Annotated in this window: 15 protein-coding genes; 8 read left to right on the top strand and 7 right to left on the bottom strand. The window is 52.9% G+C overall.

Going from position 1 to position 26507, the window contains the following annotated elements; genetic code table 11:
* Nucleotides 1-27: 27 nt before the first annotated feature.
* Nucleotides 28-3987: a YhdP family protein gene (locus HQ393_RS02335; RefSeq protein ID WP_179357262.1), complete on the bottom strand. Its 3960-nt coding sequence runs from the start codon at nucleotides 3985-3987 to the stop codon at nucleotides 28-30.
* Between the two features lie 108 nt (nucleotides 3988-4095).
* On the opposite strand from HQ393_RS02335, the gene glnE reads away from it, so the two are divergent.
* Nucleotides 4096-6780 carry a bifunctional [glutamate--ammonia ligase]-adenylyl-L-tyrosine phosphorylase/[glutamate--ammonia-ligase] adenylyltransferase gene (gene glnE, locus HQ393_RS02330; protein WP_179357261.1) on the top strand — a complete coding sequence of 895 codons (2685 nt, stop codon included), beginning with the start codon at nucleotides 4096-4098 and terminating at the stop codon, nucleotides 6778-6780.
* Between the two features lie 64 nt (nucleotides 6781-6844).
* Here the strand turns inward: glnE and HQ393_RS02325 are convergent, their stop codons facing one another.
* Nucleotides 6845-7348 (bottom strand): hypothetical protein, encoded by a 504-nt coding sequence (locus tag HQ393_RS02325; protein ID WP_179357260.1) that lies wholly within the window; start codon nucleotides 7346-7348, stop codon nucleotides 6845-6847.
* 64 nt (nucleotides 7349-7412) lie between these two features.
* Here HQ393_RS02325 and HQ393_RS02320 point away from each other — a divergent pair, with 64 nt between their 5' ends.
* Nucleotides 7413-8207, top strand: a complete 795-nt coding sequence (locus HQ393_RS02320) for a pseudouridine synthase (protein WP_246307931.1) — start codon at nucleotides 7413-7415, stop codon at nucleotides 8205-8207.
* Nucleotides 8208-8275: 68 nt separating this feature from the next.
* Here the strand turns inward: HQ393_RS02320 and recD are convergent, their stop codons facing one another.
* The 3 genes from recD to recC are packed head-to-tail and all read right to left on the bottom strand — an operon-like array spanning nucleotide 8276 to nucleotide 17306.
* Nucleotides 8276-10060 (bottom strand): exodeoxyribonuclease V subunit alpha, encoded by a 1785-nt coding sequence (gene recD / locus HQ393_RS02315; RefSeq protein WP_179357259.1) that lies wholly within the window; start codon nucleotides 10058-10060, stop codon nucleotides 8276-8278.
* Nucleotides 10060-13806: an exodeoxyribonuclease V subunit beta gene (recB, locus tag HQ393_RS02310; protein ID WP_179357258.1), complete on the bottom strand. Its 3747-nt coding sequence runs from the start codon at nucleotides 13804-13806 to the stop codon at nucleotides 10060-10062. Before recB ends, recD begins: the two co-directional genes overlap by 1 nt.
* On the bottom strand, nucleotides 13803-17306 hold the full coding sequence (gene recC / locus HQ393_RS02305) for an exodeoxyribonuclease V subunit gamma (RefSeq protein ID WP_179357257.1): 3504 nt from the start codon (nucleotides 17304-17306) through the stop codon (nucleotides 13803-13805). The genes recB and recC overlap by 4 nt, the downstream gene beginning before the upstream one ends.
* A gap of 287 nt (nucleotides 17307-17593) precedes the next feature.
* On the opposite strand from recC, the gene HQ393_RS02300 reads away from it, so the two are divergent.
* The 6 genes from HQ393_RS02300 to HQ393_RS02275 all read left to right on the top strand — a co-directional run bounded on the left by HQ393_RS02300 (nucleotide 17594) and on the right by HQ393_RS02275 (nucleotide 24935).
* Entirely contained in the window at nucleotides 17594-18883 is a 1290-nt protein-coding gene (locus HQ393_RS02300) for an IS4 family transposase (protein WP_179358367.1), read from the top strand.
* Between the two features lie 589 nt (nucleotides 18884-19472).
* Nucleotides 19473-19946, top strand: coding sequence for a hypothetical protein (locus HQ393_RS02295; protein ID WP_179357256.1), 474 nt, complete (start codon nucleotides 19473-19475; stop codon nucleotides 19944-19946).
* A gap of 166 nt (nucleotides 19947-20112) precedes the next feature.
* Complete coding sequence (locus HQ393_RS02290; RefSeq protein WP_179357255.1) at nucleotides 20113-20481, top strand: hypothetical protein; 369 nt, start codon at nucleotides 20113-20115, stop codon at nucleotides 20479-20481.
* Nucleotides 20482-20640: 159 nt separating this feature from the next.
* Complete coding sequence (locus HQ393_RS02285) at nucleotides 20641-22077, top strand: IS1182 family transposase (protein WP_179354970.1); 1437 nt, start codon at nucleotides 20641-20643, stop codon at nucleotides 22075-22077.
* 278 nt (nucleotides 22078-22355) lie between these two features.
* Nucleotides 22356-22757, top strand: coding sequence for a hypothetical protein (locus HQ393_RS02280; RefSeq protein ID WP_179357254.1), 402 nt, complete (start codon nucleotides 22356-22358; stop codon nucleotides 22755-22757).
* 468 nt (nucleotides 22758-23225) lie between these two features.
* Nucleotides 23226-24935 (top strand): DUF2813 domain-containing protein, encoded by a 1710-nt coding sequence (locus HQ393_RS02275; RefSeq protein WP_179357253.1) that lies wholly within the window; start codon nucleotides 23226-23228, stop codon nucleotides 24933-24935.
* A gap of 88 nt (nucleotides 24936-25023) precedes the next feature.
* Here the strand turns inward: HQ393_RS02275 and HQ393_RS02270 are convergent, their stop codons facing one another.
* Both HQ393_RS02270 and HQ393_RS02265 read right to left on the bottom strand, forming a co-directional pair.
* Nucleotides 25024-25914, bottom strand: a complete 891-nt coding sequence (locus HQ393_RS02270) for an SPFH domain-containing protein (RefSeq protein ID WP_179357252.1) — start codon at nucleotides 25912-25914, stop codon at nucleotides 25024-25026.
* Nucleotides 25915-25965: 51 nt separating this feature from the next.
* Nucleotides 25966-26265: a hypothetical protein gene (locus tag HQ393_RS02265; protein ID WP_179357251.1), complete on the bottom strand. Its 300-nt coding sequence runs from the start codon at nucleotides 26263-26265 to the stop codon at nucleotides 25966-25968.
* Between the last annotated feature and the right edge of the window lie 242 nt (nucleotides 26266-26507).

The raw sequence follows: 26507 nt of genomic DNA, 5'->3' as shown, positions 1-26507 counted from the left end.
AATTAAATAACTCCACAGCAATACCTGCTAATTTCGGCGTATCCCTTCGGGGCGAATACCGATCTTTTTAATTTGCGGATCAGACATCGAGCCATCAATTTGAAACTCGTAAGCCACCAACTCACCGAGCGGATTATCCATCACCGACTGCACCGCCAACGTAGCCAAACCCGCCAAGGGGTTGACGACCGTGACCCCGAGTGCAACCGCACCGCTAATACTCGGCACAATCCGCACCCGCAAATGCTGGGTACTGGCGATGAAATTGGCGTCGCCCGTGAAGTTGATTTTGGCGGCTGGTCCATTAATTTGCAGATTATTGGTTTTAGCGATGCCCTGCTCAATCAAAGCATCGCCACGAATTGCGTCAAATTCAAAGCCATCACTAAATACGTCACTAAAATCGAGCTTCAAGCGCCGTGGCAAAGCCTGCAAGCTTAAAATCGATAAGAAACGCCCAACGCCCGGGTCGAGTTTCATAAACTGGCCAGCGCCGACGTCAAGATTGATTTTGCCTTGCAGGCTTGGCCATTTGGGAGCCCAAGGCTCTCCCTGCCACTGGCCTTCACCACTTAACTTTAATGGTGCGCCTTTCATGGCCTCAGGATAGCCAAAGCGTTTGAGCAATTTACCCATATTGGGCGAATCTATTTTGATTTTCCCTTGTGTGCGCTGCGTGCCATCCACCTTAGACCAAGCCCCACTGAGCATCAAAGCCCCATCGGGATTAGTCATGCTCAATTCATCAAACAGCATACCCTGCGTACCCTGTGGCTTACTCACCACCTTGAGCACACCTAGCTCGACGTCTTTGTAGCGTAAATCATTCACGAGCAGGTTGAGCGCGGGTAACTGCATTAATTCATCAGGCGTCTCTGCCGACATAGCCGCATTTTTTAACAGCGCAGCCTCGCGCGAATTGAGCAAAGAGGGAGTCAATTTCTCGATCGCCGGCGATTCTGGTTTAGTCAATTTTAGCGGCAGCCACAGCTTGCTGAGCTGAGCTTTGATTTGGCTAGGTTGAGATTGCCATTGCAATTCACCGGCAATTTGCTGGCTGCTCAGATTAAATTGCGCGCCATGTTCGGTAATCTGGCCGCCCAAACGCACGTCATTTAACTGCCGCCCCCACAGGGTAACGCGCTCAAAACCCAAATTTTGCAGCAAAATGGGTGGCGCATTTTTCGTCGAACCCGCAACATGATCCGCACCAGTCAAGGCGCTATCTTTCAGCGGCAGCCAGTCATTTACATTCAATTGTGGCCAGAAACCAGTGAGCGCAACACCTTTGGCATCCAGATTAATCGCCCCCAATTTGGGCGTCGAACTCGCGCTCGATTCACTACCGAGTACGATTTTCCCGCGCGTTAATTGTGGGTTTTGATTCAACTGTATCGCGCCTTGCAGCAATTTATCGTAGGCAAAATCGATGCGGGGCTGAGAGTCATTCGAACCACTAACTTTGAGTTGAAAAGCGCGTGAGGTAGTGGCAACTTTATCGAGTGGCGCGGGCAATTGACTCACTCCACCAACTAAATCCGAGCTCAGCGCCAAATCGTACTTGTCTTCACTGACCTGCAATAGTGCTTGAAAAGGCACGATGCCTTGCAACCAAGGGCTAAGTGGCGAGAAATAATGCTTTAACGTCGGTGCCAGATCGGCTTGCCCCGCCAACTTGAGCGCCAGCGCGCCGCTTGCATCGGTCTCACCTTGCAGCGTCACCGAGCCACCCAGCGCTTTGGCATGTGAGGGCTGTACTTTCATCGTCGACTCGGTAAAGCTCACGACGCCTTTAGCACTATCGAGCACAGGAATCGCGCCGCCAAAATTAAGTCGGTTGGCGCTAAAAGCGTACGTGCCATTGATTTTGGTTTTTTCGATATCAGCCACCGGAATATCCAGCTTTAAATCCAGCTGCCCTTCGCCTTGCGCGGTCAAGGTATCAAGAAAACCATGGGTTGCAGTACGTACCGGACTGGTTTCGACGTACTTCAAAAAGTCGCTGGTACGGCCTTTCACTTGCCCCGTCACCAAAACGTGCTGATCGTGTTCTAGGTTGGGAATGGTCACTTTCACATCACGCAGCGAGGTGCCCGTGATATTGCCTTTTTTCGCATCAACGGTCAGCGCCATCCCATCGATCGTCACCAAGCCATCGATCTCAGTAATATTGGGCCAGCCCTCACCATAATTGATTGTCACGCCAGCACCTTGGGTCACAATGGTAAATTGACCCGCTTTGGCCGCATCGGTATTTTTGGTATAGGGAAACTGCGCTACATCGCCGCGCCAGATCAATTGCCCTTTGCGTGCTTCACCCGCTAAGAGCGAGGTTTTTAACCAGATCAAAACTTCATCCGTCAGCACGCGAGGCAGGTAAGCATAGACCCGTGATGTTGCGAGGCGCTCGATGTCGGCCTTCAGATCAACTTGCCCAGCGCCCTTGCCTGGCCAGACATAATTGCCCTGCGCCGTCAGCGACATTTCCGCATTGGCGAGCTTGAACGCATCTAAATTGAGCGTCCAGGTTTTGCCATCACGCACCCAATCCAATTTGGTTTGCAGCAGACCAAACTTGAGTGGCTCCAAAAATTGTGCTGGATAATCAAAATCAACGTTTTCACCCTCCAAGGCAAGCCGTACGCCTTTAGGCGCAAACTGTAGATCGACATTGATGCCGCTGACTGATGGTAAATCCGCCACCTGACGCCAAGCCAGTTGACTCAGCTTAGCCTCGCCTTTGATAGCTCCTAATTCAGGCATAGCGGCCTGCGCTTTGAATGGCCAGCCGCCTTGCCATTCAAAACTCAATTGATTCACGACGCCTTGCAAATGGGCTTGCCGATACTGGCGCAAAGGCTCTGGCAAATAGGCTAAATACCCATTGAGCCCCTCGAGATACCAATTGCGCAGATCCAAGGTCTGCCCTGACTTCGTTTGGGTGTATTCCAGATCGCACAGACGACACAGCAAGCCTGTGGCACCGACAATTTGTTTGGCATTCAGTTGCAAGCTGCGTTTTTTCTGAATATCACGCCACACCACTCGGCCATCAAACAACGGCAGCACCAGCTCGGGTTGCTCGGCCAATTTTAGCCGCCAATCTTTGAGTGTGACATCGGCCTCGACCCCTTGCAGTACGCCCTCGTCCAGCTCCAGTTTGAGCCCCAAAGCGCCAAGCCCAGATAACATTTTAAAATCAGGCAGCATGGCCGTAAGCCATGGCGCAACTTGTTTCAAATCTGCTTGAGGCAAGTTCAGCTTGACCCAGCCTGACCACTGCGACCACAAGTTGACATCATCACCCTTCAACCGCGCACTCAATTGCACGACCTTGCCCGACAATTGGGGCGGGGTAAATTGCAAATTGAGCTGATGCGTGCCCAACCAATTACTCACATTCAACTGCAAATCATTTGCGCTGAGCGTTGGAAATTCGCCGCGTAGATCATTCAGTTGCAAGCGCCCTTGCGCAATAGTGAGTTCACCTTGGCTAAGTAACCAATTGAGCAATTGATTATCGCTATGGCCTTCTGCCGCCAGCGTCATGCCCGCAATCTGCCAGCGCCCATCGGCCAAGCGTTTCATATCCAGCTGCGGAGATTGCAATAACAAATGGCTAAAGCGCACCTGCCCAATGAGCAAATTCCACCACGACAGATCGCCTTCCATGCGATCAAACTCCAGCACGCTGCGCTGGTGTTGATCGAGCATTTGAAATTGATGCAAAGCTAAACTGGGGCGAATACCGCGCCAACCGCCGTCAATCGATGCGATTTGTACAGGCGCACCAACCTTGGTGCTGATTTCCTGCTCTAGCCAAGGCTTGTAATCATTCAGACGCGGCAGCAGCCAGAATTGCCAAGTCAAAGCACAGAGCGCCAACAGCAAAACACAGGTGAAGAACGCGCGTTTGAGCCATCTTAGATGCCAATCAGTCACACGAGCAGTCAGCGATTTGAGCTGACGCAAAAAAGCCAAAGACATCTAGATTCCGAATAAGACACCGAGCACCCAAATACAGCCAGCTGTGCTACGGTGAGAAGATATGTAATTTATTGCTGCGTATTTTAACCTGAAATTGAATGGCAACCCATGACAGAAAACATCATTGAAGCGCATCCACAACTGATTTCAGCTCAAAACCATAGCCGATACCTGCAACGCCTCTTTTTATGCCGCCCCGCTCTGGCACAAGAAACCGCCGAACACGCCACGCAAGCCTTTCACAAAGCCGAAATGCAATTGCGTTTGCTCGCCAAACCCGCCCAAAGTGAAGAAGAGCTGGCGATGCAATTGCGGCATTTACGCCAAGCCGTGATGGCCCGACTTGTCGTGCGCGAAATCAATGGCTTATCCGATCTGAAAGAAGCGATGCATACGATCACCGATCTGGCCGAAGTTGCCGTCGAAACCGCGCTCGCTTGGGTCAGCAAACCTGATGAGCGTTATGGCCAGCCGATCGGCGAAGAAACCGGCGAAGTGCAGCAACTCATCGTCGTTGGCATGGGCAAGCTCGGTGAGCGCGAGCTCAATGTGTCTTCTGATATTGATCTGATTTTTGTCTACCCCGAAGACGGTGAAACCACCGGGCCACGCAAAATCAGCAATCATGAGTATTTCGCCAACATCGGCAAACGCCTGATTCGCCTGATTGGCGATACCGATGCCAACGGCTTTGTCTTCCGTGTCGATATGCGCTTACGCCCCTTTGGTGACTCAGGGCCCTTGGTGACGAGCTTTGCCGCACTGGAAAACTACCTGCTCACCCAAGGACGCGAGTGGGAACGCTACGCATGGATTAAAGGCCGCGCGCTCACCGGCGATGAACAGGGCTTGATGGATCTGGTGACGCCATTTGTCTATCGCAAATACCTCGATTACGGCGCTTACCATTCAATGCGCGAGCTGCACAGCCAGATTCGCCGCGAGGTCGAGCGCAAAGACCGTCTCGACAATGTCAAGCTCGGCCCTGGGGGTATCCGCGAAATCGAGTTTATCGGCCAGGTCTTCCAGCTTATACGGGGGGGGCGTAATAAAACGCTGCGGTCACGTGCGACCCAAGCGATTTTGAATGAATTGGCAGCACAAGGAAATTTGCCGCAAGACGTCGTCACCGAGTTACAAGCGGCCTATGTGTTTTTGCGCGATGTGGAACACCGGATTATGTATCTGGATGACGCACAAACCCAGATGCTGCCAAGCAATGAGGAAGATCAGCATAAATTGGCGATTAGCATGGGCTTTGGCGATTGGGCGCAATTTAGAGCGGCGCTCGACGCCCATCGCACCATCGTCAGTAAGCACTTTGAAGAAGTCTTTCTGCAGCCAGAACAAAATACTCCCACACAGGATGAGACTGAAGATCCCATTGATGCTTTCAGTGATGGCAATACCCCCTACTACCAACAATTGGGCTACCAAAATCCAGCCGAAATTCAGCGTCGCCTTACGGCCATGCAAGACAGCAGCAAATACCGGCAAATGCCCGATCGCTGCCGTCGTCGTCTCGATAGCATTTTGCCGTCCTTAATCAGTACCACGGCTCAATTTGGCAATCCCGACGCCACACTGATGCGCCTACTCGATTTGCTCGATGCGATTAGCCGCCGCGAATCATATTTGGCGCTGCTCGCTGAACACCCGCAAACCTTGAAACGCCTCGCGAGCTTGTATAGCGCCAGCCCTTGGGTGTCGGAATACCTGACCCGCCATCCGATTTTGCTCGATGAATTGCTCGATTTCCGCCTGCTGCATCAAGAACCAGAATGGGATAAATTGGGCCGGATTTTGCGACAGGAAATGAATGAGCTGGCGGATGATATTGAAGCGCGTATGGATTGCCTGCGCCATTTCCAGCACTCGCAAATCTTTCGTCTGGTATCGCAAGATCTGGCTGGATTATTGCCGCTGGAACGGCTATCGGATCATTTGTCCGATTTGGCCGATCTGATTTTGAGCGTCGCGCTGGAGCAAGCGTGGAAAGATCTGCCCAATAAGCACCGCGAACAAGCCAATTTTGCCATCATCGGCTACGGCAAACTGGGCGGCAAAGAATTGGGCTTTGCGTCAGATCTGGATATTGTGTACCTATATGACGACGATCACGCCAACGCACCCGAAATCTATGCGCGCCTCGCCAAGCGCATCGTCAATTGGCTCACTTCGCTCACCTCCGCTGGCCAGCTTTACGATATTGATTTACGCCTGCGTCCCAATGGCTCATCAGGCTTGCTGGTGTCCACGGTGCAAGCGTTTAGCGAATATCAGCACCAATCGGCTTGGGTGTGGGAGCATCAGGCCATTACCCGAGCACGCTTTTGCGCGGGCGACACGCACGTTGGCAAAAACTTTGAGCAAATCCGCCACGATATTCTATGCAAGGAACGAGATATCGCAGCCTTGCAGGCCGAAGTACTCAAAATGCGCAATAAAATGCTCGAAACGCATCCGGCGCTTGCCCATGATGTGAAGCATCGCCGAGGTGGCATTGTCGATATTGAGTTTATTGTGCAGTTTTTGATTCTGGCTCACGCGCGCACCTTGCCGCAGCTCACCGCCAACGCAGGCAATATCGCGCTACTTGATGTGGCCGCGCAGCATCATTTGATCAGCAGCCACGCGGCCGAGCATGCACGTACCGCATACCGCGAACTGCGCCGCTTGCAACATACGCATCGGCTCAACGGCACCGAGCTGAGTCTGGCCATGATCGAGCCGCTGACACTGGAGATGAATGCGGTGCAGGCATTGTGGGAGCAATTATTTCCACAGCCCTAGGCAAACACAAACGGCGCTTAAAGCGCCGTTTTTTTATTGCAGACTAATCCGACTTGCGAGGAGGTTAGCCGATAAACCGACCAAAATGCATCCCTGCCTTGCCAGACGGCATATAGGAAGCCAGCCAATCCATTTCTTGCTTGAGGTGATCCATCAACATCACCACGTGGACCGGATCGGTAGTATTGGCAAACCAAAATTCCTTACGCCATACCGAGTGCGGCAAATCGAAAGCTTCGCCGCCGGGCGTTAATTCATCGATCGAAGGCGCGCGTTGGTGATAATCGTTGAGCGCCAAAATCGAGCTCAGTGGCTCGGTAATGCCCGAAACCTCGATCACAAAGGCCGACATTTCCGACGACATGTGCTGCAAGTTGGCATAAGCTTGGCAATCGAGTTCTAATAGTTGGAATTCGACACGGCAACATTCCGGACATAAAGTATCCTTGGCCGAATTCATCAGCGTCGCCAAGTGCTCTTTACTCTCGTCGAGCTGATCCGCCAGATGTGCATGTCCACACTTATAAACCTGATTTGCCACAGCCACCGTCATTTCAATTAATTCCATACCTGTAAGACTGAGTTAAGAATAACACAGGTTAATTTTATGCTAAAGCACCATTGATCAAGTGATGTTTATGTTACCAATTTTATACCGTGACCCCGAGTTGATAGCGATCCACAAACCAAGCAATCTGTTGGTGCACAAAACTGATCTGGATTTTTTCGAGACCGAATTTGCTTTGCAAAAACTACGCGATCAGATCGGCCAGCATGTTTATCCGATCCATCGGCTAGATAAAGCCACCTCGGGTGCACTGCTGTTTGCGCTCAATTCAGACATGGCCCGCTTAATGGGTGAAGCATTTAGCGAGCGCCGCGTGGATAAAAGCTATCTGGCGCTGGTGCGTGGCTGGGCGGACGAATCAGGCTTGATCGAGCACGCGCTGTCGGTGCGGCAAGATGACGTTGATCCGCGCAGCAATATTGATCATAAAGCACCGCAGGAAGCCGCCACTCACTATCGCTCGCTGGCGCAATTTACCCTTAACTGGGAAGTTGAACGCTACCCGACCAGCCGCTACGCTTTGCTTGCGCTCAACCCGATCACTGGGCGGCGCCATCAGATTCGCCGCCATTTGAAACACATCAGCCATCCGATTATTGGCGACAGCACCTATGGAAAAGGTCGCCACAATCGCGCATTTGCCGAAGCCTTCGAAGTCGATCGGCTCTTGCTCGCTTGCACGGGGCTCGATTTTATCCACCCGCGCACGCAGCAAAAAATCGAGCTGCGCTGCCCACTCGCCGGTGATTTTGCCCATGTGATTGCGCAGCTCGATGGCCTGGATGCGCTGCGCAAGGCGGGCATGACTTGGGACGAGCCCACCATCACCACGCCGCGCAATCGTACGATTTGGGTTTAGATACCTAGCAAGGGTATTGCTTTAAATAGCAATTGAAAATTTGATTTCCTAGCAATACCCATCAAACGCTATTTCAACAAGCGTTCCGCCAGCCCAGATTGGCGCTCGACTTTTTTCGCCACGGCTTGCCTGATCGTTGCCGCCTCGCCCCACAGCGTAACTTGCGATTTGGCGCGCGTGATCGCGGTGTAGACCAACTCGCGGCTCAGTAATTGCCCTGCGCCCGCCTCGCTACTGGGCAGCAACAGCAGCACATGCGCAAATTCCGAGCCCTGCGATTTATGCACCGTCATTGCAAACGCACTTTCCACGCCGACCAGCCGCGATGTAGCCACCGCCCGCGTTGCGCCATCGGCCTGCAAAAAATGCACCCATAGCTTGCCACTGGCATCGGGCAAAGTCAGGCCGATATCGCCGTTATAGAGCTCCAGCTCGTACATATTTTGCGGCACCAGCACGGCGCGGCCTGCGTACCAAGTTTGCTCGGGTTGACGTAGCCCGCGTTTTTGCAAGGCTTGCTCCAGCAGCAAATTCACCTGCTCAACGCTGGCCAAACCGCGCTTGAGCGGGCTTAACACGCGGAACTGCTCAAAAGCAGCAAAAACGGCAGCGGCGTCAGCTTGACCTTCAGCATCGCTTACGGCCGCTTGATACGCAGCCACCGCAGCAAAATAGGGCGCATACGCGCTCCAAATCGGCGCGAGCAAGCCTTGCCCCGCTTGCGCCGGATTGCTGTCGCGCCAGCACAGTGGCGTATCGGATTTGACTGTTGCTGAGTACAGAGCCGCCTGTAGCAGCTCAAACACTTTTTTGCTCTGCTCAAAATTAATCGCCTTGGCCAATTGCCCGATCACGCCAGAGAAACGATAGCTTTTTTGCAGCGTAATCACGTGATCGCCCATGATCGTCGGTGAAAACTCAGGCTGTACGGTTTGACCACAGACTTCGCTCAATTGCGCAGCAAACGTCGGCGACAAACCTACGCCATCGCATAAATCGCCCATCACCGCCCCCGCCTCCACCGAAGCGAGTTGATCTTTATCGCCGAGCAACACCAGCCGCGCATGCGCGGGCAAGGCGGCGAGCAATTTGCTCATCAAGGCCAGATCAATCATCGATGCTTCATCGACCACCAGCACATCCAGCACCAGTGGATTCGCGGCATGATGGCGGAACTGCACCGTATTTGGGCGCGAGCCCAGCAAGCGGTGAATCGTACTGGCTTGATCGGGAATCCGCGCCGCCAGTGCTGCGGGGAGCTTGGTTTTGGCTTGGCGGATCGCCTCCTGCATCCGCATCGCGGCCTTGCCCGTCGGCGCGGCAAGCATAATGTGCAGCGGTGTCTCGCCTGATTGCAGCAGGGCAAGCAGTTTCACCACCGTCGTCGTTTTGCCCGTGCCGGGGCCACCGCTAATCACCATCAATTTTTTATGCAAAGCCGCTGCGGCGGCAACACGCTGCCAATCAACGTCTTGCGGGTCAGCCTCACCAAACAGCGCCGAGATTTGCGCGGCTAAATCGGCGGGTACAGATACGGCTTGCGCCGCCATATCCCGAATTTGCTGCGCTAGGCTGGATTCGTAAGCGTGATAGCGCGCCAGATACAGGCGGTCATATTCGGCAATCAGCGGCGCAAAATCGCCCGCAGCCCCAACCAAACCCGTCGCGCGCCAAGCGTTCAAATCCACCGCCTTAGGCAAGGCGACGCACACATCGCCCCGCTCGGTGGCGCTGGCCGCTTGCAACGCCACGCCGAGCAAATCGGGCGGCGCATCGGGAACTTGGCGGCGGAGCAAATCTACAAAAGCCTGCGCAAACGGCGAGCTGCTTCGCATTGAAAGTTCTGAGTGCATTATTGGCCTCCCAATGCAGCGTCGAGCGCAGCGATCAATGGCGCGCACGGTTTATCAAACCACACCCCGGCACCGCCATGTGCGGGATGCATGCCGCGAATAAACAGATACAGCACACCACCAAAATCGCGCTCATAGTTGTAATCATCACCACGCCGCACGCGCATATGGCGCTGCCATGCGATCACATACAGTAGATATTGCAAATAATAGTGCGCGTCAGCCATCGCCTCGGTCATCGATTCATGGCCGTAAGCCGCAAACTCGTCGCCAAGGAAATTAGATTTGTAATCAGCAATAAAATACTGGTCATTGTGAACGCACACCAAGTCAATCACGCCGTTCAGATAGGCAGTGAGTTGCTCAGGTTTGAGCCGTTCGCTGGCGGCGATAAATTCAGCCGGAACGCCAAACTGCGGCTGTGCCAACACACGGCAAAACGCCGCTAAATTGAGCTTGGGGCAATGCATTAAAAATGGCCATTCGTTCAAGCGCGCTTTGGCGGGCAAATCGGCCAAACGCCAGCCCAGATCACCCAGAGGGGTATCAATCACTTCACCCAACCATTGATTGATGTTTGAAGCTATACCCTGCTCAGGTATATCGTCACTATCCAAGCTCAGCAAACCCGCCCGCTGTAATTGGCGCGTGATGATGTCGTTCCAGCCTTGCCGCTCGCGCGCGGCAAAATCCCAATGCTCAAACATCCCGTGCAGCGCCGTGCCAGCGTCAGCACCGCGCGTAAAGGTAAATCGCGTTGGCAAATCAACCGGGGGCAAAGTCAGCGCGAGCGCTGTGCTGGCGCCATCATGATCTTCAGCACTTTCGGCGTGGGCATGCTTGGCCTGCCCGCGTGACAACGAGGAAAAACTAACCAAACGCCACGGTGCAGCCAGCGCCCGATTGCGCCATGGCGCCACTTGCAACTCATCGGTTTGCGCATTGCTGGCGCGATATTTGCCCCCCGGCTCAGGCCACGCACCGACTGACACCGGCGCATCGGCTGCACCCAAATGCACAAAGGCTTTGCCTAGAGTCCCCACATCCCATTCGCCGACCTGATCGCGCAAGCGGATACCGTCGTCGCGAAACAGCACTTGCGCCAGCGGCGCGTTTTTCATGCCCGCTTTGGAGGTGTGATGCAATTTTTCAAACGCCGGATACGCCAGATACAGGCGATGTTTGGCGCGTGTCAGCGCGACGTACAACAGCCGCATTTGCTCGGCGTAGGCTTCGATCTCGGCGGCAGCGATGGCTTCATTTTTCGCCATCGTGCCGGCATCAACATGCAAATGTCCGTCATCGTCGTGAAACGCTACCAGCCGCGTATCGCGCAGCAGCTCTTTACGGCCAGCCCACGCAAAGGGGCAAAACACGATGGGATATTCCAAACCTTTGGACGCATGGATCGTTACAATCTTGACGCGATCAGCGTCGCTTTCCAGCCGCATTTGCTGCGCTTCCGCTTGGGCATTGGGCTCGGCCACTTGCCGCTCTAGCCACGCCAACAGTAGCGCCGGGCTTGGTCGGGAGCGTGTTTCGTTTTGGATCAATTCGGCTACGTGCAGTAAATTGGTCAGACTCCGTTCGCCGTCGTCAAAGCTCAATAGCCGCGCAGGCGCTTGGCTGCCGACCAACCAGCTGCGGAACATCGCCATAAAGCCCGCCTTGCGCCATTCATCGCGCAAAGCCTGCAGCATCTCAATCTGCGCCAGCCATGCAGCATCGTCATTCTGCAATTCAATCAGTTGCGCCACCGAATAGCCCATCACGCCACTGACCAAGGCGCGGCGCAATTGTGGCTCGTTGGCGGGCTCGTTCACCGCTTTGAGCAAAGCGAGCAAGCCTTGCGCTTCGCTACTGGCAAAGACGTTGTCGCGCGATTGCGAAACCGATGGCACGCCGACCTGAGCCAGCGCACGGCGCACTTGCGCGGCCTGATGATGATTGCTCACCAACACCGCCATATCGCCGGGCGCCAGAGGGCGCGCGCCCAAATTGGCTTGGCCTTGCTGCGCCAATTTAAGTAGCCCCGCGATTTCGTTCGCCACACCGCGATAGCAGTCTTTTTCCGCCGCGTCCTTTTTGCTCGCCTGCCAGACAAAAGCGTGCACGGCGGCACGATCATCGGCGATTTGGCATTTCGATGCGCCACATTGATTGGCTTTGATCGTGGGATGCTGGATCTGCGCTTCGACAAACGCGGTTTCGGGCGCAAACAGGCGGTTTACAAAACTAATAATCGGCGCGTCCGAGCGATAATTGGTGTCGATCGAATATTGCCCTTTGGCGGCCTCGCGCGCGCCCAGATAGGCGTACACATCCGCGCCGCGAAAGGCATAAATCGCCTGCTTGGGGTCGCCCACCATAAAAAACGGCAACACATCACCATCGGCCGTCGGCGTGCCAAACAAGGTATCAATAATCAAAAACTGCGTCGGGTCGGTATCTTGAAATTCATCGACCAGCGCGGCGCGGTATTTGGCGTGCACTTTGGCAATCAGATTGCTCGCTCGCGTCTCATCGCGCAGCGCCGACGCCAGCAGCGTCAAGCTATCGTCAAACGACATTTGCCCCGCTTGTGCTTTGCGCAGCACCAGTTGCTCGCGCGCATACGCGCCAAATTTCAGCAGCCAATGATTAAAGTACACCGCTAGATCGGTTTCCAGTGTCGCACGGCTGTCTTGCAGGTCTTCCAGCGCGGCAAAAAATTCGTGCTCGGGCGCTTGATCCTGAAACTTTTTCAATACCGCATCGGCCAATTTGCTGTGCGTCAGCAGCTTTAACTCGGGCGGCATACTCCAGCCCGGCTGGGCCAGAAAATCGCTGATCTCGCTTGCCCACGCAGTGTCGGCGGTGAAATCAAGCTTGGCGGTTTTTTTGTAAATGCCGTCTCGCCATTTGGCTTGCAGCAAGCTCGCAATCTCAGCCTCATGCCACGCGCGGCGCGCGGCGCCCACTGCCGTATTCCAGCGCGTTTGCAGCGCCAGCAAATCGGGCTGCTCGGGCAAAGCCAGCAAAGTCTCGACATCAAGTTTGGCCAAACTCGCGGCGATACGGCTTAAGGTCTCGACATTAACGCCACGGGTACGCGGTGCAATCGAGATTGAGCGTAAATAATCAGCCCAGAATGTTGGCGACGGGTATACCTCTGAACGCCAGAAATCACGAGTTATCTGAGCCAATACCTCGCTCTCATCGCTCACCATTTCGCGATCAAAGTCAAAGCCAGCTTCAAAAGCCTGCTCGGTCAGCAAGCGCTGACAAAAACTATGGATCGTTGAAATCGCCGCTTGATCGAGTGTGGCCAGTGCGAGGCGCAGTTGGTTGAGTAGTTGCTCAGCATCGACGCGAACATCGCTCTGAACCTGCTGCCACACGGTGGCGCAAAAAGGCTCGGGTTTGCCATCCAGCAGCACCGGCGAGCCCTGCGCAAAGGTTTGTGCCAACTGCGATAATCGAGTGCGAATACGATCTTTGAGCTCGGCCGTTGCCGCCTTGGTAAAGGTCACCAGCAAAATCTGCTCGGGCAACAGGCCGCGACTCGCGTCAAAACAAGGCTGGCCAGCCGCATTCGTATCAGAGTCGGCATCAGGATCTGCCGCGCCCAAAATTAGCCGAGCATAAAGGCCGGTAATATTAAATGTCTTGCCCGTCCCCGCCGAGGCCTCGATCAGATTGCGCCCCGCCAGCGGCACGGCATGAACGTCGAGAGCTTCCAGTGTAATTGCCGAGTGCTGGCTCATACCGCCTCCCCTTGCGTGCTCGTTTGCAAAAATTCAGCCAAGTCTTTGGCTAGGCCACGCTCGCTCACGCATTGCTGCATTAAGCCCAGCAGCGCTTCGCACCACATGGCAAAGTCATCCCGCGTCGGCGCGTCCTCGTCCAGCGGATCGTCTGGCCACAGCAATTGAATCGCGGCATCGCTGTATTCACCGACCGAATCAAAACCATCGAGCCAGGCATCTGCGATCACATCCCAGCGCTTTTCCGGTTCTTTGGCGATCCATTTGAGCGCGGTTTTAGCAAAGAAGGGCTGCGGCGTCAGCCAATTGGCGCGATAAAATTGCAGCAAATCAGCCAAGGTCTGGCGCGCGATCGTCGCGTCGATGGCGGGATAGAGCCAGACTTTATCGGGCGAGAGCACACGCGTAATCGGCGCGACGTTATCAAGTTCTCCATGCTGGCTTTGCAGCGCGCACAGCGCTAAATGGCGCACCCAGTATTTGATTTTGTCGCGCGGATACAGGCAACTGCGGGCAATCAATTGACCCTGCGGGTACAGATCGGGCAGCACTACGCTCAGTTGCACCGACACAGTTTGACCTGCGCCTGCGGCCCCTTCATCACCTGCTTCAGCGCCCAATGCGGGCAGCGATAAAGTCAGAAAATCAGCCAAAACTGGCAAACTCGCGTCGGCGTGATAGTGCTCGAGTGCCGCTTTCAATTGCAGGCTGGCGGCAATTTCATCGGCCACCATGATTTGCCCCGGCGTTCCCAGCGGCACGCGCCCTTGCGCGGCCAGCAGTGTGGGTGCGTCTTCGCCGTAGCGCAGGCCCGCATCGCGTACCTTACGATTGGCAAAATCGCGTAGATCAAATGGCTCGTCATCATCGAGCGCGCCATCGACTTCATCAAGCACCAAATTGGCACGTTGGCGCAGATAAAATGCGGCGGGTTTGGCAAGGCATTCGGCCAGATCGGCCATGGTGATTTGCGTGGGAATCTGAACTGCTGACATCACATCAGCGGCCACATCAGAGGCCGCATCAATCGAGGCGGCGGCAGAAGCAGGCGCTACTGGCGCTTCACCCGACTGCAACTGCTGCGCAGCAGCGCACCACAGCGGATTAAAAGATTGCCATTGGGTATTGGCTTCAAATCCAATTGGGCTAAAGACTTGCAGGCTATACTCGTGTGAAATATGTTCAATCAGCGCGTTTTCAGCATCATTGCCTTGCAAGCTAAACCCTTGCTGCACGCAATCGATTAAATCAGACACCAATACCGATGGCGGATACGCCTCATTATCGCGTACGCCGCGACCTACCCACGATAAATACAGCGCATCGCGCGCCGCCAGCAATATATCGAGGAATAAATACCGATCATCGAGTCGCCGCGAGCGATCGCCCAATTGCGGGTTTTGCGCAATCAGATCAAAACCGGCGGTAGCCGGATTACGCGGAAAATCGGCCTCGTTCAAGCCCAGCACCGCAATCACGCGGAAAGGCAGGCCGCGCATCGGCACCATGGTACAGAAGGTAATCCCGCGCGACATAAAGCCCGAACCACGGCTCGAGGTATCGAAGCGATGGCGCAACCAATCGAGCACTACGCCGCGCTCGACCTCAATATTCAGCTGTGCCAGCGTGGCCTCGTCGGCAATCTGCGCGAGCGATTCGCGAATCGCCTGCAGCAGCAAACGCTCGGCCTCGACCGCATCGTCAAATTGCAAGAAATCATCCAGCAAAGTCTGCGCGCACACGCTCCAATCGGCCAGTGTACGCGGGGCTTTGAGCTGTTCGCGCCATGATTTAAGCGTCGCGAGCACGCCATTGAGCTTGGCCAGCAGCGCGACCTGCGAGCCTTCCAGATCATCCCACGGCGCCAGCCCTTGCCACAGCGGCAATGCCTCAGCGGCCAAAGCCTGCGGCAAAGCCGCGCCCAAAATCAGGCTATCTAGCCCGGCCTGCCAAGTATTGGCCGCGCCCATGCTTTCCAAGCCTGCATCGCCAAGCTGGTCGGCAAACTCGGCGCGGTGCGCTTCATCCAAGCCCCAGCGAATACCCGAGGCGGCAATCCAATGCTGCAAAGTCAACAGCTCGTCGGGGCTAATGCCAAAGCGCGCCGCCAATTGCGGCGTTTCGAGCAGGCCAAAAATCTCATCGGCTTTGCAGCGGCTGTCGGGCAAATTGAATAATTGCAAAAACACCGCCACCGCAGGGCATTCCTGCGCGGTACTCAGATCGGCAATATTAAATGGCAACACGGGTGAGCCTGCGGCAGCTGCCCCACCAAACACCGCCTCGATCAGCGGCGCGTAGGGCCCTAGATCGGGCAGCAGCACGGCAATGTCGGATGCCAACAGCGTGCTGTCTTTGGCCAAGACATGGCAAAGCTGATCGTGCAGCACTTCCACCTCGCGCATCGCGCTGTGACAACTATGGAAGGTCAGCGATCTATCATCTGGCGCGATCACTTGGCGATTGATCGCGTCGCGCGGCAGTAAATTCAAAATATCCGATTGAATTGTTCGCAATAAATTGGTGTCAGCCAAGTTTTCGCATGGATCGGTAAACAGCGGGCCATCTCCGCCGACGCTCCACGGAAAACGCTCGGTCACGGCACGGAAAAAATCGCGCCCCGCCTTGCCCATACTGGCGAGCAATGGATGACCAATATCCAGATACAGCGCTTCCTGCGGCTGCTTCACCGCGCGGATCGCCACCGCTTTCGGGCTGACAATCGCGCCCCAATCCTCTCGGCAGGGATTAAGCAAAAATAAATTCACGTCGATGTGCTCAGACAGTGCGCCCAGCACATCGATATACGCCGGCGGCATGCCGCTGACGCCAAACACCGTCAGCCGCTCGGGCAGGCGTTGCGGCATTTTCTCTCCCCATTGGGCGAACAGCCGCACAAACATCTCGGCGCGATGCGGAATACTGGCATCGAAACCGGCAGCATCACGCGGGTCGCTATCAATACTGGCGCGCAGCTCCCGCCAGAGTGTAGCCTGCCACGCTTCATCTGGCCCCAGATCGCCAACTAAGCGCCCCGCTTCCCATTCTGCAATCCAGTCGCTGCGAAACACCAGATATTGGTCAAACACATCGGCCAGCTTGCCCGCCAAAGCCATCCGCCGCCGCGCATCGCCCTCGGCCAAATACGCCGCCACAATCGGGCTCGCCTCGCGCGCCTGCGACTCGGGCAGCAAGCCAAACAAACGCCACGCCAATGGGCTGGAGCTATACGGCGAATCCGCCGGCAAACCCGGCATCGCGTCTTGCAAGAGCCGCCAGATAAACCCCGCCGGCAGCGCAAAATCCACCCCCGAACAAATCCCGACCCGCTGCGCCAACTGAAATCGCAACCAGCGCTCCATCCCCTTGCTCGACACGATAATTTTCTCGTTCGCAAACGGGTCGGACAGCGGCACCGCAAACAGCGCCTGCATCAGTTCAAATAAATTTTCGAGGCGATTGGATTGAAATAAATTCAAACGAGACGTTGAAGAAGTCATGGCAAAGTCCGAGGCGGGATGGGGCATTTTAACTGATTTATGGGCTGACTATGGGCTGACGGATGGGGTTGATTATGATTAGTAACAAACCTTGCGTTCCTGATTTTGCGTTCCTGATTAAATAGACAAGCTTGGCCTGCTGCGCAGGCGGTAGACCGGCCGTTTCGCCAGCCAAACGAGTTAGGGGTGGGTCTTGCCCCCACTGCCGCGAAAATAAGCCTTTCCCAGGTCGCCCGATCATGGCATTATGTGTTATCTTATTGTTTTATATAACTAATAGACTATGAATCCGACCCTCCCTATATTCCAAATCAATCTATAAAATCCAGCAGTTACTTCATTCTCTTGAATTTCGTTCCCGCCACCGTCAACGCCCGCAAGATTTCACTCGCAACACCACTTTTACCTTTCCACGCGTAGCGGGCATTTTGCTCGCTGGACTTCAGCAATCTTTGCAAGTCGAAGTCGATCAGTTCTTTGATCATTTGGATCTGCCTGATGGCCGTTTACCCAATGACGACGCCTTTCGAATGGCGCGTAAGAAGCTCAAAGAGTCTGCTTATATCGAGCTGCGCGACCAAATCAACCATGATTTACCAAGCGATTTGGCTCAACGTTGGCATAGCTGGAGAATCATTGCCGCCGACTCAACCACTTTGTATTTGCCCAACCATGCAGATATTCGCAAGCCTGAACACTTCAATGTTTATGATGGCGCAAATGCGCCCCCTTATTCCTTGGCACGTGCTGCCGCCTTGTGCGAAACCAGTACTGGATTGATTCTGTGTGCGGATCTTGATGCCGATCGCGTCAGCGAGCGTGAGCTGCTGCTCCGGCAGTTACCCATCCTCAAACAAGACGATTTATTGGTGCTTGATCGAGGCTATCCTGCGCATTGGCTGTTTGCCTTGCTGCTTGAACGCCAACAAGCGTTTTGTATGCGACTCTATAGCTCGTCCTACAATCCACTGGTCACCGCCTTTGCGCGCTCAGATCGGATGAGCGAAGTCATCACCATTACACCTAATCGAGCGCAATATAAGTCCTTCAATACTCATGGTATTGCCATTAAACCCTTTAAAATCAGGCTGGTTAAGGTGATACTTCAGTCGGGTATGATCGAAATACTGGCCACATCGCTCTTAAATGAAGTGCAGTATCCTCACGCGGAATTTGCCGCGCTCTATCACCGTCGTTGGCGAATTGAAGAGGCATTCCGCAATCTCAAGTGCCGCTTAAAGCTGGAACAATTTGGTGGTGAAACCCCACTGGCTGTACGACAGGAGTTTCATGCCGCCATTTTGTTACATAATCTGGCGAGTCTAGCTTGTGAAGATGCATTGCGAGCATTGCCTGCAGAGCAGCAGGCCTTATTTCATGCCAATTTAAGTTACGCCGCTTCGCAACTGCGACACCAGTTGCCTCGCTTGTTGAGTGACCCTAAGCGGTTTGGTGCCTTGTTCGATAAAATAATTGTCTTATTAATCAAGCAAGTCGAACGATTACGCCCCGATAGATCTGGCCCCCCACGCAATCCAAGTCGCATTAAGCCTCGCTATCACCGAGCCTACAAGTGATTGAATATGAAAGAATTAGCTTATTTTCGCGGCAGTGGGTCTTGCCCCACCCCTAACAACCCCAGCGCGCCCGATCGCCGCGAAACCCCGTCCGTCCGGCAATTGGCAAGGCGCCGCAAAACTCGCTGCGCGCTAGCGTCGCGCAGCTCAAACAGGTTGCGGCTTAAAACCTTGCCAACCGCCTCCCGAACGGCGCGTCTCCACGGGCAATCAGTCCTAATTAATACAGGGGTATATCAACAGGAACTATTTAATATCTGGCTTTTGGAGTAACACCATGGAAGGTATATTGCGTGATGATTGGTCTGGGGCTTGAATTCCCGTGTAGCGAAAACCGCAGCAAGGAGAGAGACAAACGGACGTATCGTTTGGCTCACGACGCGGCAAGGGCAGCGCGGAGCGCTTTTCGCCCGGGTCGCCTTTGGGGTGTAGGGGTATTTGGCGAAGCAAATACCCCTACCTGTCTGCGCGGCGGAACGCGCACCAAAAACATCGTGCCGTAGGCACTAAAAATAATTAGAATCGTTGGAATGGCACAGGCAGACAGACGGCCAAGAGCAGACTATTAAAGAGTAAGGGCTTACATTTGATGGATAAAATATCTGCGACTCTGCACAAATCAAAGATTGCTAAGAATCCGCATCCTATACTTTTAATCAATGATGTTCCTCTTGAAATGTGGATTACCGGTATCGTATTTGACCCTGATGGTGCCGATACAACTAACCACCTTGTCCCCGCACAAGGATGGTTAATTGATGATGAGGATTTAAACGCAGCATGGGAATTACTCATGCCTAGTAGTGTAGATTGTTCAACTATTGTCCCTTTGCTAATCTGTCCAGACGATATGGATTTGAGTTGCACGGTCATTGCTGTTGAACAAGAGATAACTAATGAAACTGTTATATGGCATAAGTTTGGCTTGGTCACTCATGTGATTAACCACGTCCCAGTTTCAGTAAGCTGGGACAAAAGAAATCAAAGCGTCAAGTTTAAATATGATGAGTTTTTATCTGCATTTAATGAACTCAAGAGATTGACAAATGAAGAGTGGATTTAACCTAACATTCTTAGCAGTCAATTTTCGGCCAATAGCGGAAATAATTGCTAGTTACTACTAAATGAGTGCGGTGAACTTAATAGGTGATGTTACATGCATCCAGTAGCGAATAAATATTTTTAGTTGCCGCCAGAAAAACAAAAAAGTTCATATCACTCTTTGTCAAATGGCTTATCAGTTATGGCTAAGCTATGTCAGTAATAATGGAATGACTGAGTACTGTGAAACAGCGGCAGGTACTATGCAAGAAATTGATTTCTCTTTACCCCACGATGCAATAGAAGCCGTTATCAAAGGTAAAGACGAATTAAATATTAAGGAACGCTACTTAGAGCCAGTTACTGCCTTGCAAGACCAAGACCTCAAATTTAGCTCAGACATGGAAATGGCCTATTGTTCAATTTATAATCTTTACCAATACCACATAAATGAAAAGCTAGATGATAGTTGGATTATTGTTAATCAGGCTCTATCAGTGCTTGGGGAAGACGATTCGATTAAATATTTTGAAGCCGCAATTAATAATTCCATATAATAAGTTATCCATGGATAGTATGAAATACAGTGGTTTCGTACCTATTTCCAGCCGTTAATGGCTCGGATGGTTGAGTGACTGCAATGGGTCCAGGCTGTGTAAAAACACATAAACACTCGACCGGTATAATTCTTGGAACTCTCCGCCAAGGATGATTCTATGCCCAGATTCATTGTAGGTGAAAGCAGAACCCAAACATTGCTGCTGCCTGAATGCTTGGAAGATTATATCAGCGCGGACAACCCCGTCCGGGTCGTTGACCAGTTCGTTGAATACCTAGATTTAAAGGCACTCGGTTTCGATGGGGTTGAGCCAGAAGCCACTGGCCGCCCAGCCTACCATCCCAGCACGATGCTCAAGCTGTATATCTACGGTTACCTCAACAGAATCCAATCTAGCCGTCGCTTGGAACGTGAAGCCCACCGGAATCTAGAGCTGATTTGGCTCACCGGTCGCTTAATGCCCGACTTTAAAACCATCGCCAATTTCCGCAAAGATAATGGGCCAGCGATTTGCAAGGTTTGCGGGCAGTTTGTCCAGTTATGTCGGCAACTCAGTTTATTTAGCAACGCCATTGTGGCAATTGATGGCAGCAAGTTCAAAGCCGTTAATCATCGCGACCGCAACTACACCAGCAACAAACTCGCGAAGCAACGGGAGCAAATCGAAGCGAACATTGCAAGTTACCTGCGGGAGATGGAAATTGCAGACCGGCAACAGCCCGATATTGCAGAAGCCAAGGTCGCTCGCTTGCAGGACAAGTTGGCGCGACTGAAGTCGCAGATGGCCCGCCTGGATGAGGTCGAGGCTCAACTCGCCAAGACGCCAGACAAACAGATTTCACTCACCGACCCAGATGCCCGTTCCATGGCGACCAGCGGCCGTGGCAGTGGTGTTGTGGGTTATAACGTGCAAACCGTTGTCGATGCCAAGCACCATTTAATTATTGCGCATCAGGTCACCAATCAAGGGCATGACCGTACGCAGCTGGCCAATATGGCCCAACAAGCCAAAGCAGTCCTCGCACAAGAAACAATAGAGGTGGTCGTAGACCGAGGTTATTACAACGGTGATGAAATACTGGCGTGTGAACAGGCGGGCATTACGGTTTTGGTGCCGAAACCGCAAACCTCAGGTGCTAAAGCAGATGGGCGCTTTGGCAAAGATGAATTCCACTATGACCCAGCTCGTGATGAATATGTCTGCCCAGGCAATAGCCGACTAATTCATCGTTTTGTGAGCTTGGAAGCTGGGCGCTATATGAGCCGGTATTGGAGTTCTGACTGCCCACGTTGCCCGCTCAAGACCAGATGTACACCGAGTGATTACCGGCGCGTGAGTCGCTGGGAGCATGAGGCCGTACTGGAAAAAGCGCAGCAGCGATTGGAATTGCAACCAGATGCAATGCGTGTTCGACGGCAGACCGTTGAACATCCCTTTGGGACGCTAAAAGCCTGGATGGGGGCAACGCATTTCCTAATGAAGACCTTGAAGCACGTCAGTACAGAGATGAGTTTGCATATACTCGCGTATAACATGAAGCGAGTTATGAACATAATGGGAAATCAAGCAATGTTGGTGGCAATGAAGGGCTGAAAGGCCTTTTAATTGCTGTTTTTAGTGGTGTTATTCATGAAGTTTTACGTTTACTTCAAGCAACACGCGCGTGATTCAAATTGGTTAGGCAAAATAACCCACGTCGGTCTTGGCGTTTTTACACAGCCTGGGCCAGAAACAGACATTCCATAACCTTGCCGACAAGCAGTCAACGCTCTGGGTCGAGTGCAGTGGCTGAATTTAGCCAATTGCAAGTCTGTTCTGGGTCGAAAAAGGTGGTTGTAGGCCAAGTACAGCCCTTACTTCGAAGAAAATTAATGAATAAACTGACGTATTTTAAACTAAAAAGGGAAAGCTGCGGCTTCCCTCCCATGCTGTTTGAATCACTTGAAATGGAAATTGCTTATGCAGGCAAAACTAATATTCTGCATATATTTGAGAAACTTGGAGTAAAAGCAAAAATCCATAGCAGTATTCCAGAGCAACGAGAAGCTGGAAAGACTTACGAATTAACTGAGTTTCGTAAATTTCCAAACTTAATTCCAGGGTGCTTAATCGAACAACCCGGTAATTGTGAAATATTCGGCGTTCCTGTTTATATTCACTGCGAACATAGCATCTTGCGAATATCCCTCTGCCCATCAGCTGGTGACATCACGGGTGAAGATATTAAGAACGCACAAAGTATTGAGGCACACCTAAATGGCGTAACTTTTTGAAAGCCGTGTAGGGTGCGCCGTGCGCACGCGGGACAGAGCGACGAAATGGTGCGCAACGCTTGCGTTTCATTACCCTACGGCAGCTTTCCGCTTTGGGTTGTATGCAGCCCCTAGCCCAAAGAACGCAATTAACGCCTCCCCTTGGATCTGCAGCTACATTTGACTCATCCAGCTCCGTAGCTCCGATTAGCGTAGCGTAATCGGAGGAATGACTTTCGTACGATTACGCTACGCTAATCGTACCTACTTCCCGCTTTGAGTTGAATGCAGCCCCTAGCCCAGATAACGCACTTAACGCCTCCCCTTGGATCTACGGCCACATTTGACTCATCCTGCCAATCTTTGCTGTTTGATTTTGATACACGACCACACCCAGCCTATCTATCACCATTCCCGATGCTGTAATCCCTAGCTCACCATTTTTTGCTAGACTCGCACCATCCCCCTCGCACTCCGATCGAGCGCCCCATGCAATTGACTCGCCTGCAAGTGACTAATTTTCGTGGCATTAGCCAGATTGATTTGACGCTGGATGCGGCGGCGACGGCTTTATTTGGGGAAAATAACTGGGGCAAGACCAGCTTGATCGTGGCGCTGTGCCGTTGCCTGACTGCGCCAGCGCCCGTTGCGACTTTGTTTACCAGCGAAGATTTCCACCGTGTTGCCAATAGTCGGGCCAGTATTGCCCGCAGACTCAATATCACACTGTATTTTCAGGGCCATACCCCGGCTGCATTGCAAGAAGTCATGTGGACACCAGCGGGGATTGAGGCGAGCGAAGCACCACCCGCCTGTGTGGCACTGCGGTTTTTTGCCGAGCGTTTTGGCCATGGCGAGATTCGGGCGCGGCGCTATTTTGTGAATGGCGATGGCGCGGAGATCGAGCATGCCGATACCGATGCGCTGGCCGATTTGCTGATTCGCCTGCATCCGGTACTGCGCTTTCGCGATATGCAATTGACCGATTGGCTGGAGCACCCGCGCTTGGCCTCCAGCCCGCAGCCGGAAGACCCCAAATTACCGGCAGGCGATGCGGTACGCGCGGTGTTTGAGCGGATTTTGACGGTGCCACACCAATTGCATCCGCAGGAATTGCGCCAAGGCCTCGCGGCGATGCAAGAGCTGCTAAGCGAAAATGCGCAGCTCGTTACCGCTGAAGCACCGACGCAAAGGCTGGCCGAGCAAATTGCCAATGCGCCGCTCAATTTTCGCGACGAAGATAGTCTGGTCGAGATTGCCAATCGTTCGGGATCGAATCTACGACGCGTGGCGCTACTGATGCTGCTGGGCGCGCTGTTGCATGCGCGCGGCGAGCATCCGCTCAGCCATGAAGCCGATCCGATCTTGGTGATGGAAGACCCCGAAACGCATTTGCACCCGATTCAGCTAGCGATGTTGTGGGGGCTGATCGAGCAATTGCCGTTGCAAAAAATCATTACCACCAATCACGGCGATCTGCTGGCGAGCTTTCCGCAGCAGGCGCTGCGCCGTTTGGTGCGCTGGCCCAATCATGTGCATGTGTATCAGCTGGCGGAAAACGCGCTGTCGATGACCGATGCGCGCAAAGTGGCATTTCATATTCGCAGCAACCGCGCCAGCAGCATGTTTGCCCGCGTCTGGCTGCTGGTTGAAGGTGAAACGGAGTTTTGGCTGCTGCCCGAATTAGCGCGTATCTGCGGCGTGAATTTCCCGCTGGAAGGCATCCGCTGCGTCGAGTTTGCCCAAGCCGGGCTCGCGCCGCTGATTAAATTTGCCGATCATCTGGGCATTCATTGGCATGTAGTGTGCGATGGAGACGATGCGGGGCAAAAATATCAGCAACGCGCGCAAAAATTGCTGCGCGATCGCGATGAAGCACAGCACATCACCGTGCTGCCAAGCCGCGATATCGAGCATTTCCTATGGGATAACGGCTTTGCCGAGGTGTATCGCACTGCGGCTACTAGCTATAAAAACCCGATTTCACCGCAACACGCCGCAGCTCTGGCATTGCAAGCGCAAGTGCCGCTGCCGGACGAAGAGATCATCAACCGCGCGCTGCGCAATCACAGCAAACCGGGGATGGCGCTGGAAATCGCCGAGGCCGCCGAGCTGGCGGGGCGCGAGCGTATTCCAGCGATATTCCAAACCATGTTTGCCATCTTGCAAGAGCGCAGCACGACGCTGCCCGATTATTGAAGCAATTACGCTGCTTGAAATAATAAAAGCCCATCCTGCGTTGGATGGGCTTTTATTCGTCGCGTTTCGCAATTCACTCCGCGATAACTTATTTCACACCGATCATCGCCGTGGTGTTGGTGCCCAAGCTGGTCGTAGGCAATTGACCATTCCATTTCTCGATCCACAACGTTTGGTTTTTCACCTGCGCGGCCTCAGCACCGTATTTCTTGATCGCTTCACCGACCACTTCCAGCGCTCGCGCATCACCTTGCGCTTCAGCGATTTTGGCATCGGCCTTACCTTTTGCCACCGCTACTGCATTGGCAGCATCAGCTTGGTTTTTGCGCAGCAGGGCTTCAGATTGCAAGGCCTCTTGGGTGGCCTGAATTTTGGCATTAATCGCGCCTTGAATATTGGCGGGTAGGCGCAATTCATTCACAAAACCAAATTGCTCTACCACAATGCCATATTGATTCATTTCATGATTAATTTTAGCCCGCACCTGCTCAGCCAAGCGAATTTTACCGCCAGCTAATAATCCTTCCGCATCATATGCCGTGCCATAATTATTTAATGCATTACGAATGGCATTGCGAATAATCTGGCTGGTAATTTCCTCGTAGCCACGTTTGTATTTTTGATACAGCACAGGGGCTTTACTCGAATCAATACTGTACGAAATACTAATATCCGCATTAATCACCACGCCAGATGCCACCTGAAAATTCATTGATTCATCAGCAGGCGATCCTTCGGTTTTTGATTGAGTCCAGGTATAAGTTTGAGTAAAGGTCGGAAATTCTACGACGCTGGTACCAATTCCAATAAAATGCCAACCGCTGGATAATGGAATCGGCTCAACCTTACCATCGATACGATTAAACTCAACCCCGACATGATTGGCCGATACCGAGGCCACAAACAAATGCAGGATAAAGCCAATGACGGCAGCGACCGCGAGCATGCCTAGTACACGAATATTGCTTATAATTTGCATTTTTTCTCTCATCTCTTTATTTATAATTTTTGGTATATATCAACTCGGCGACTAATTATCAGAACGGCGATGTAATAAGCCACTGGCCGATTCAGCCAAACTTTTGACGCAATAAAACAATCCACCAACGATATTAGACTTATTATATTCCTCCAATGGATAGACCATACCGCTATTAAAGTGCGCGATTGCCTCTTCTTCATTTCCGGCATAAATCATATCGCCCATCACTTCAAAACCTTGTGCCAATAAACGATCTTTTTCTTGCGTGAAATTGATGAGATCAGTGCATAAATAGCGAACGAGCTTTTTGCCATCTTGAGTTAACTCGAAAAACTGATATTTGGCCATATTGATATCCTTCAACTGGATTAATAAATTAGCAGTGATTGATGATGAATTTCTACTGCTGTAACGATTACCAGACTATTCCAGAATGATGGCGAAATAAATTCGCTTTAACCGAATGAATCCTCAGTTTTTTCCTGAAGATGGCATTTGCATGCGCAACGCAGTGACGCGTCTGCCATAGGCGCGCCACTGATCAGTTAAATAGCCGCATTACAAATGTGCCCACCCACAAAACAATGGGT

This window comes from Chitinibacter bivalviorum (assembly GCF_013403565.1).
Taxonomy (GTDB): Bacteria; Pseudomonadota; Gammaproteobacteria; order Burkholderiales; family Chitinibacteraceae; genus Chitinibacter; species Chitinibacter bivalviorum.
Note: the sequence above shows the minus strand (reverse complement) of the source record. Positions and strands in the feature narration are given on the sequence as shown.

Bases quoted from the DNA above. Each gene is read 5' to 3' on its own strand.
- HQ393_RS02335 (WP_179357262.1), bottom strand. From the start codon at position 3,987: ATGTCTTTGGCTTTTTTGCGTCAGCTCAAATCGCTGACTGCTCGTGTG.
- glnE (WP_179357261.1), top strand. From the start codon at position 4,096: ATGACAGAAAACATCATTGAAGCGCATCCACAACTGATTTCAGCTCAA.
- HQ393_RS02325 (WP_179357260.1), bottom strand. From the start codon at position 7,348: ATGGAATTAATTGAAATGACGGTGGCTGTGGCAAATCAGGTTTATAAG.
- HQ393_RS02320 (WP_246307931.1), top strand. From the start codon at position 7,413: ATGTTTATGTTACCAATTTTATACCGTGACCCCGAGTTGATAGCGATC.
- recD (WP_179357259.1), bottom strand. From the start codon at position 10,060: ATGCACTCAGAACTTTCAATGCGAAGCAGCTCGCCGTTTGCGCAGGCT.
- recB (WP_179357258.1), bottom strand. From the start codon at position 13,806: ATGAGCCAGCACTCGGCAATTACACTGGAAGCTCTCGACGTTCATGCC.
- recC (WP_179357257.1), bottom strand. From the start codon at position 17,306: ATGACTTCTTCAACGTCTCGTTTGAATTTATTTCAATCCAATCGCCTC.
- HQ393_RS02295 (WP_179357256.1), top strand. From the start codon at position 19,473: ATGGATAAAATATCTGCGACTCTGCACAAATCAAAGATTGCTAAGAAT.
- HQ393_RS02290 (WP_179357255.1), top strand. From the start codon at position 20,113: ATGGCTTATCAGTTATGGCTAAGCTATGTCAGTAATAATGGAATGACT.
- HQ393_RS02285 (WP_179354970.1), top strand. From the start codon at position 20,641: ATGCCCAGATTCATTGTAGGTGAAAGCAGAACCCAAACATTGCTGCTG.
- HQ393_RS02280 (WP_179357254.1), top strand. From the start codon at position 22,356: ATGAATAAACTGACGTATTTTAAACTAAAAAGGGAAAGCTGCGGCTTC.
- HQ393_RS02275 (WP_179357253.1), top strand. From the start codon at position 23,226: ATGCAATTGACTCGCCTGCAAGTGACTAATTTTCGTGGCATTAGCCAG.
- HQ393_RS02270 (WP_179357252.1), bottom strand. From the start codon at position 25,914: ATGCAAATTATAAGCAATATTCGTGTACTAGGCATGCTCGCGGTCGCT.
- HQ393_RS02265 (WP_179357251.1), bottom strand. From the start codon at position 26,265: ATGGCCAAATATCAGTTTTTCGAGTTAACTCAAGATGGCAAAAAGCTC.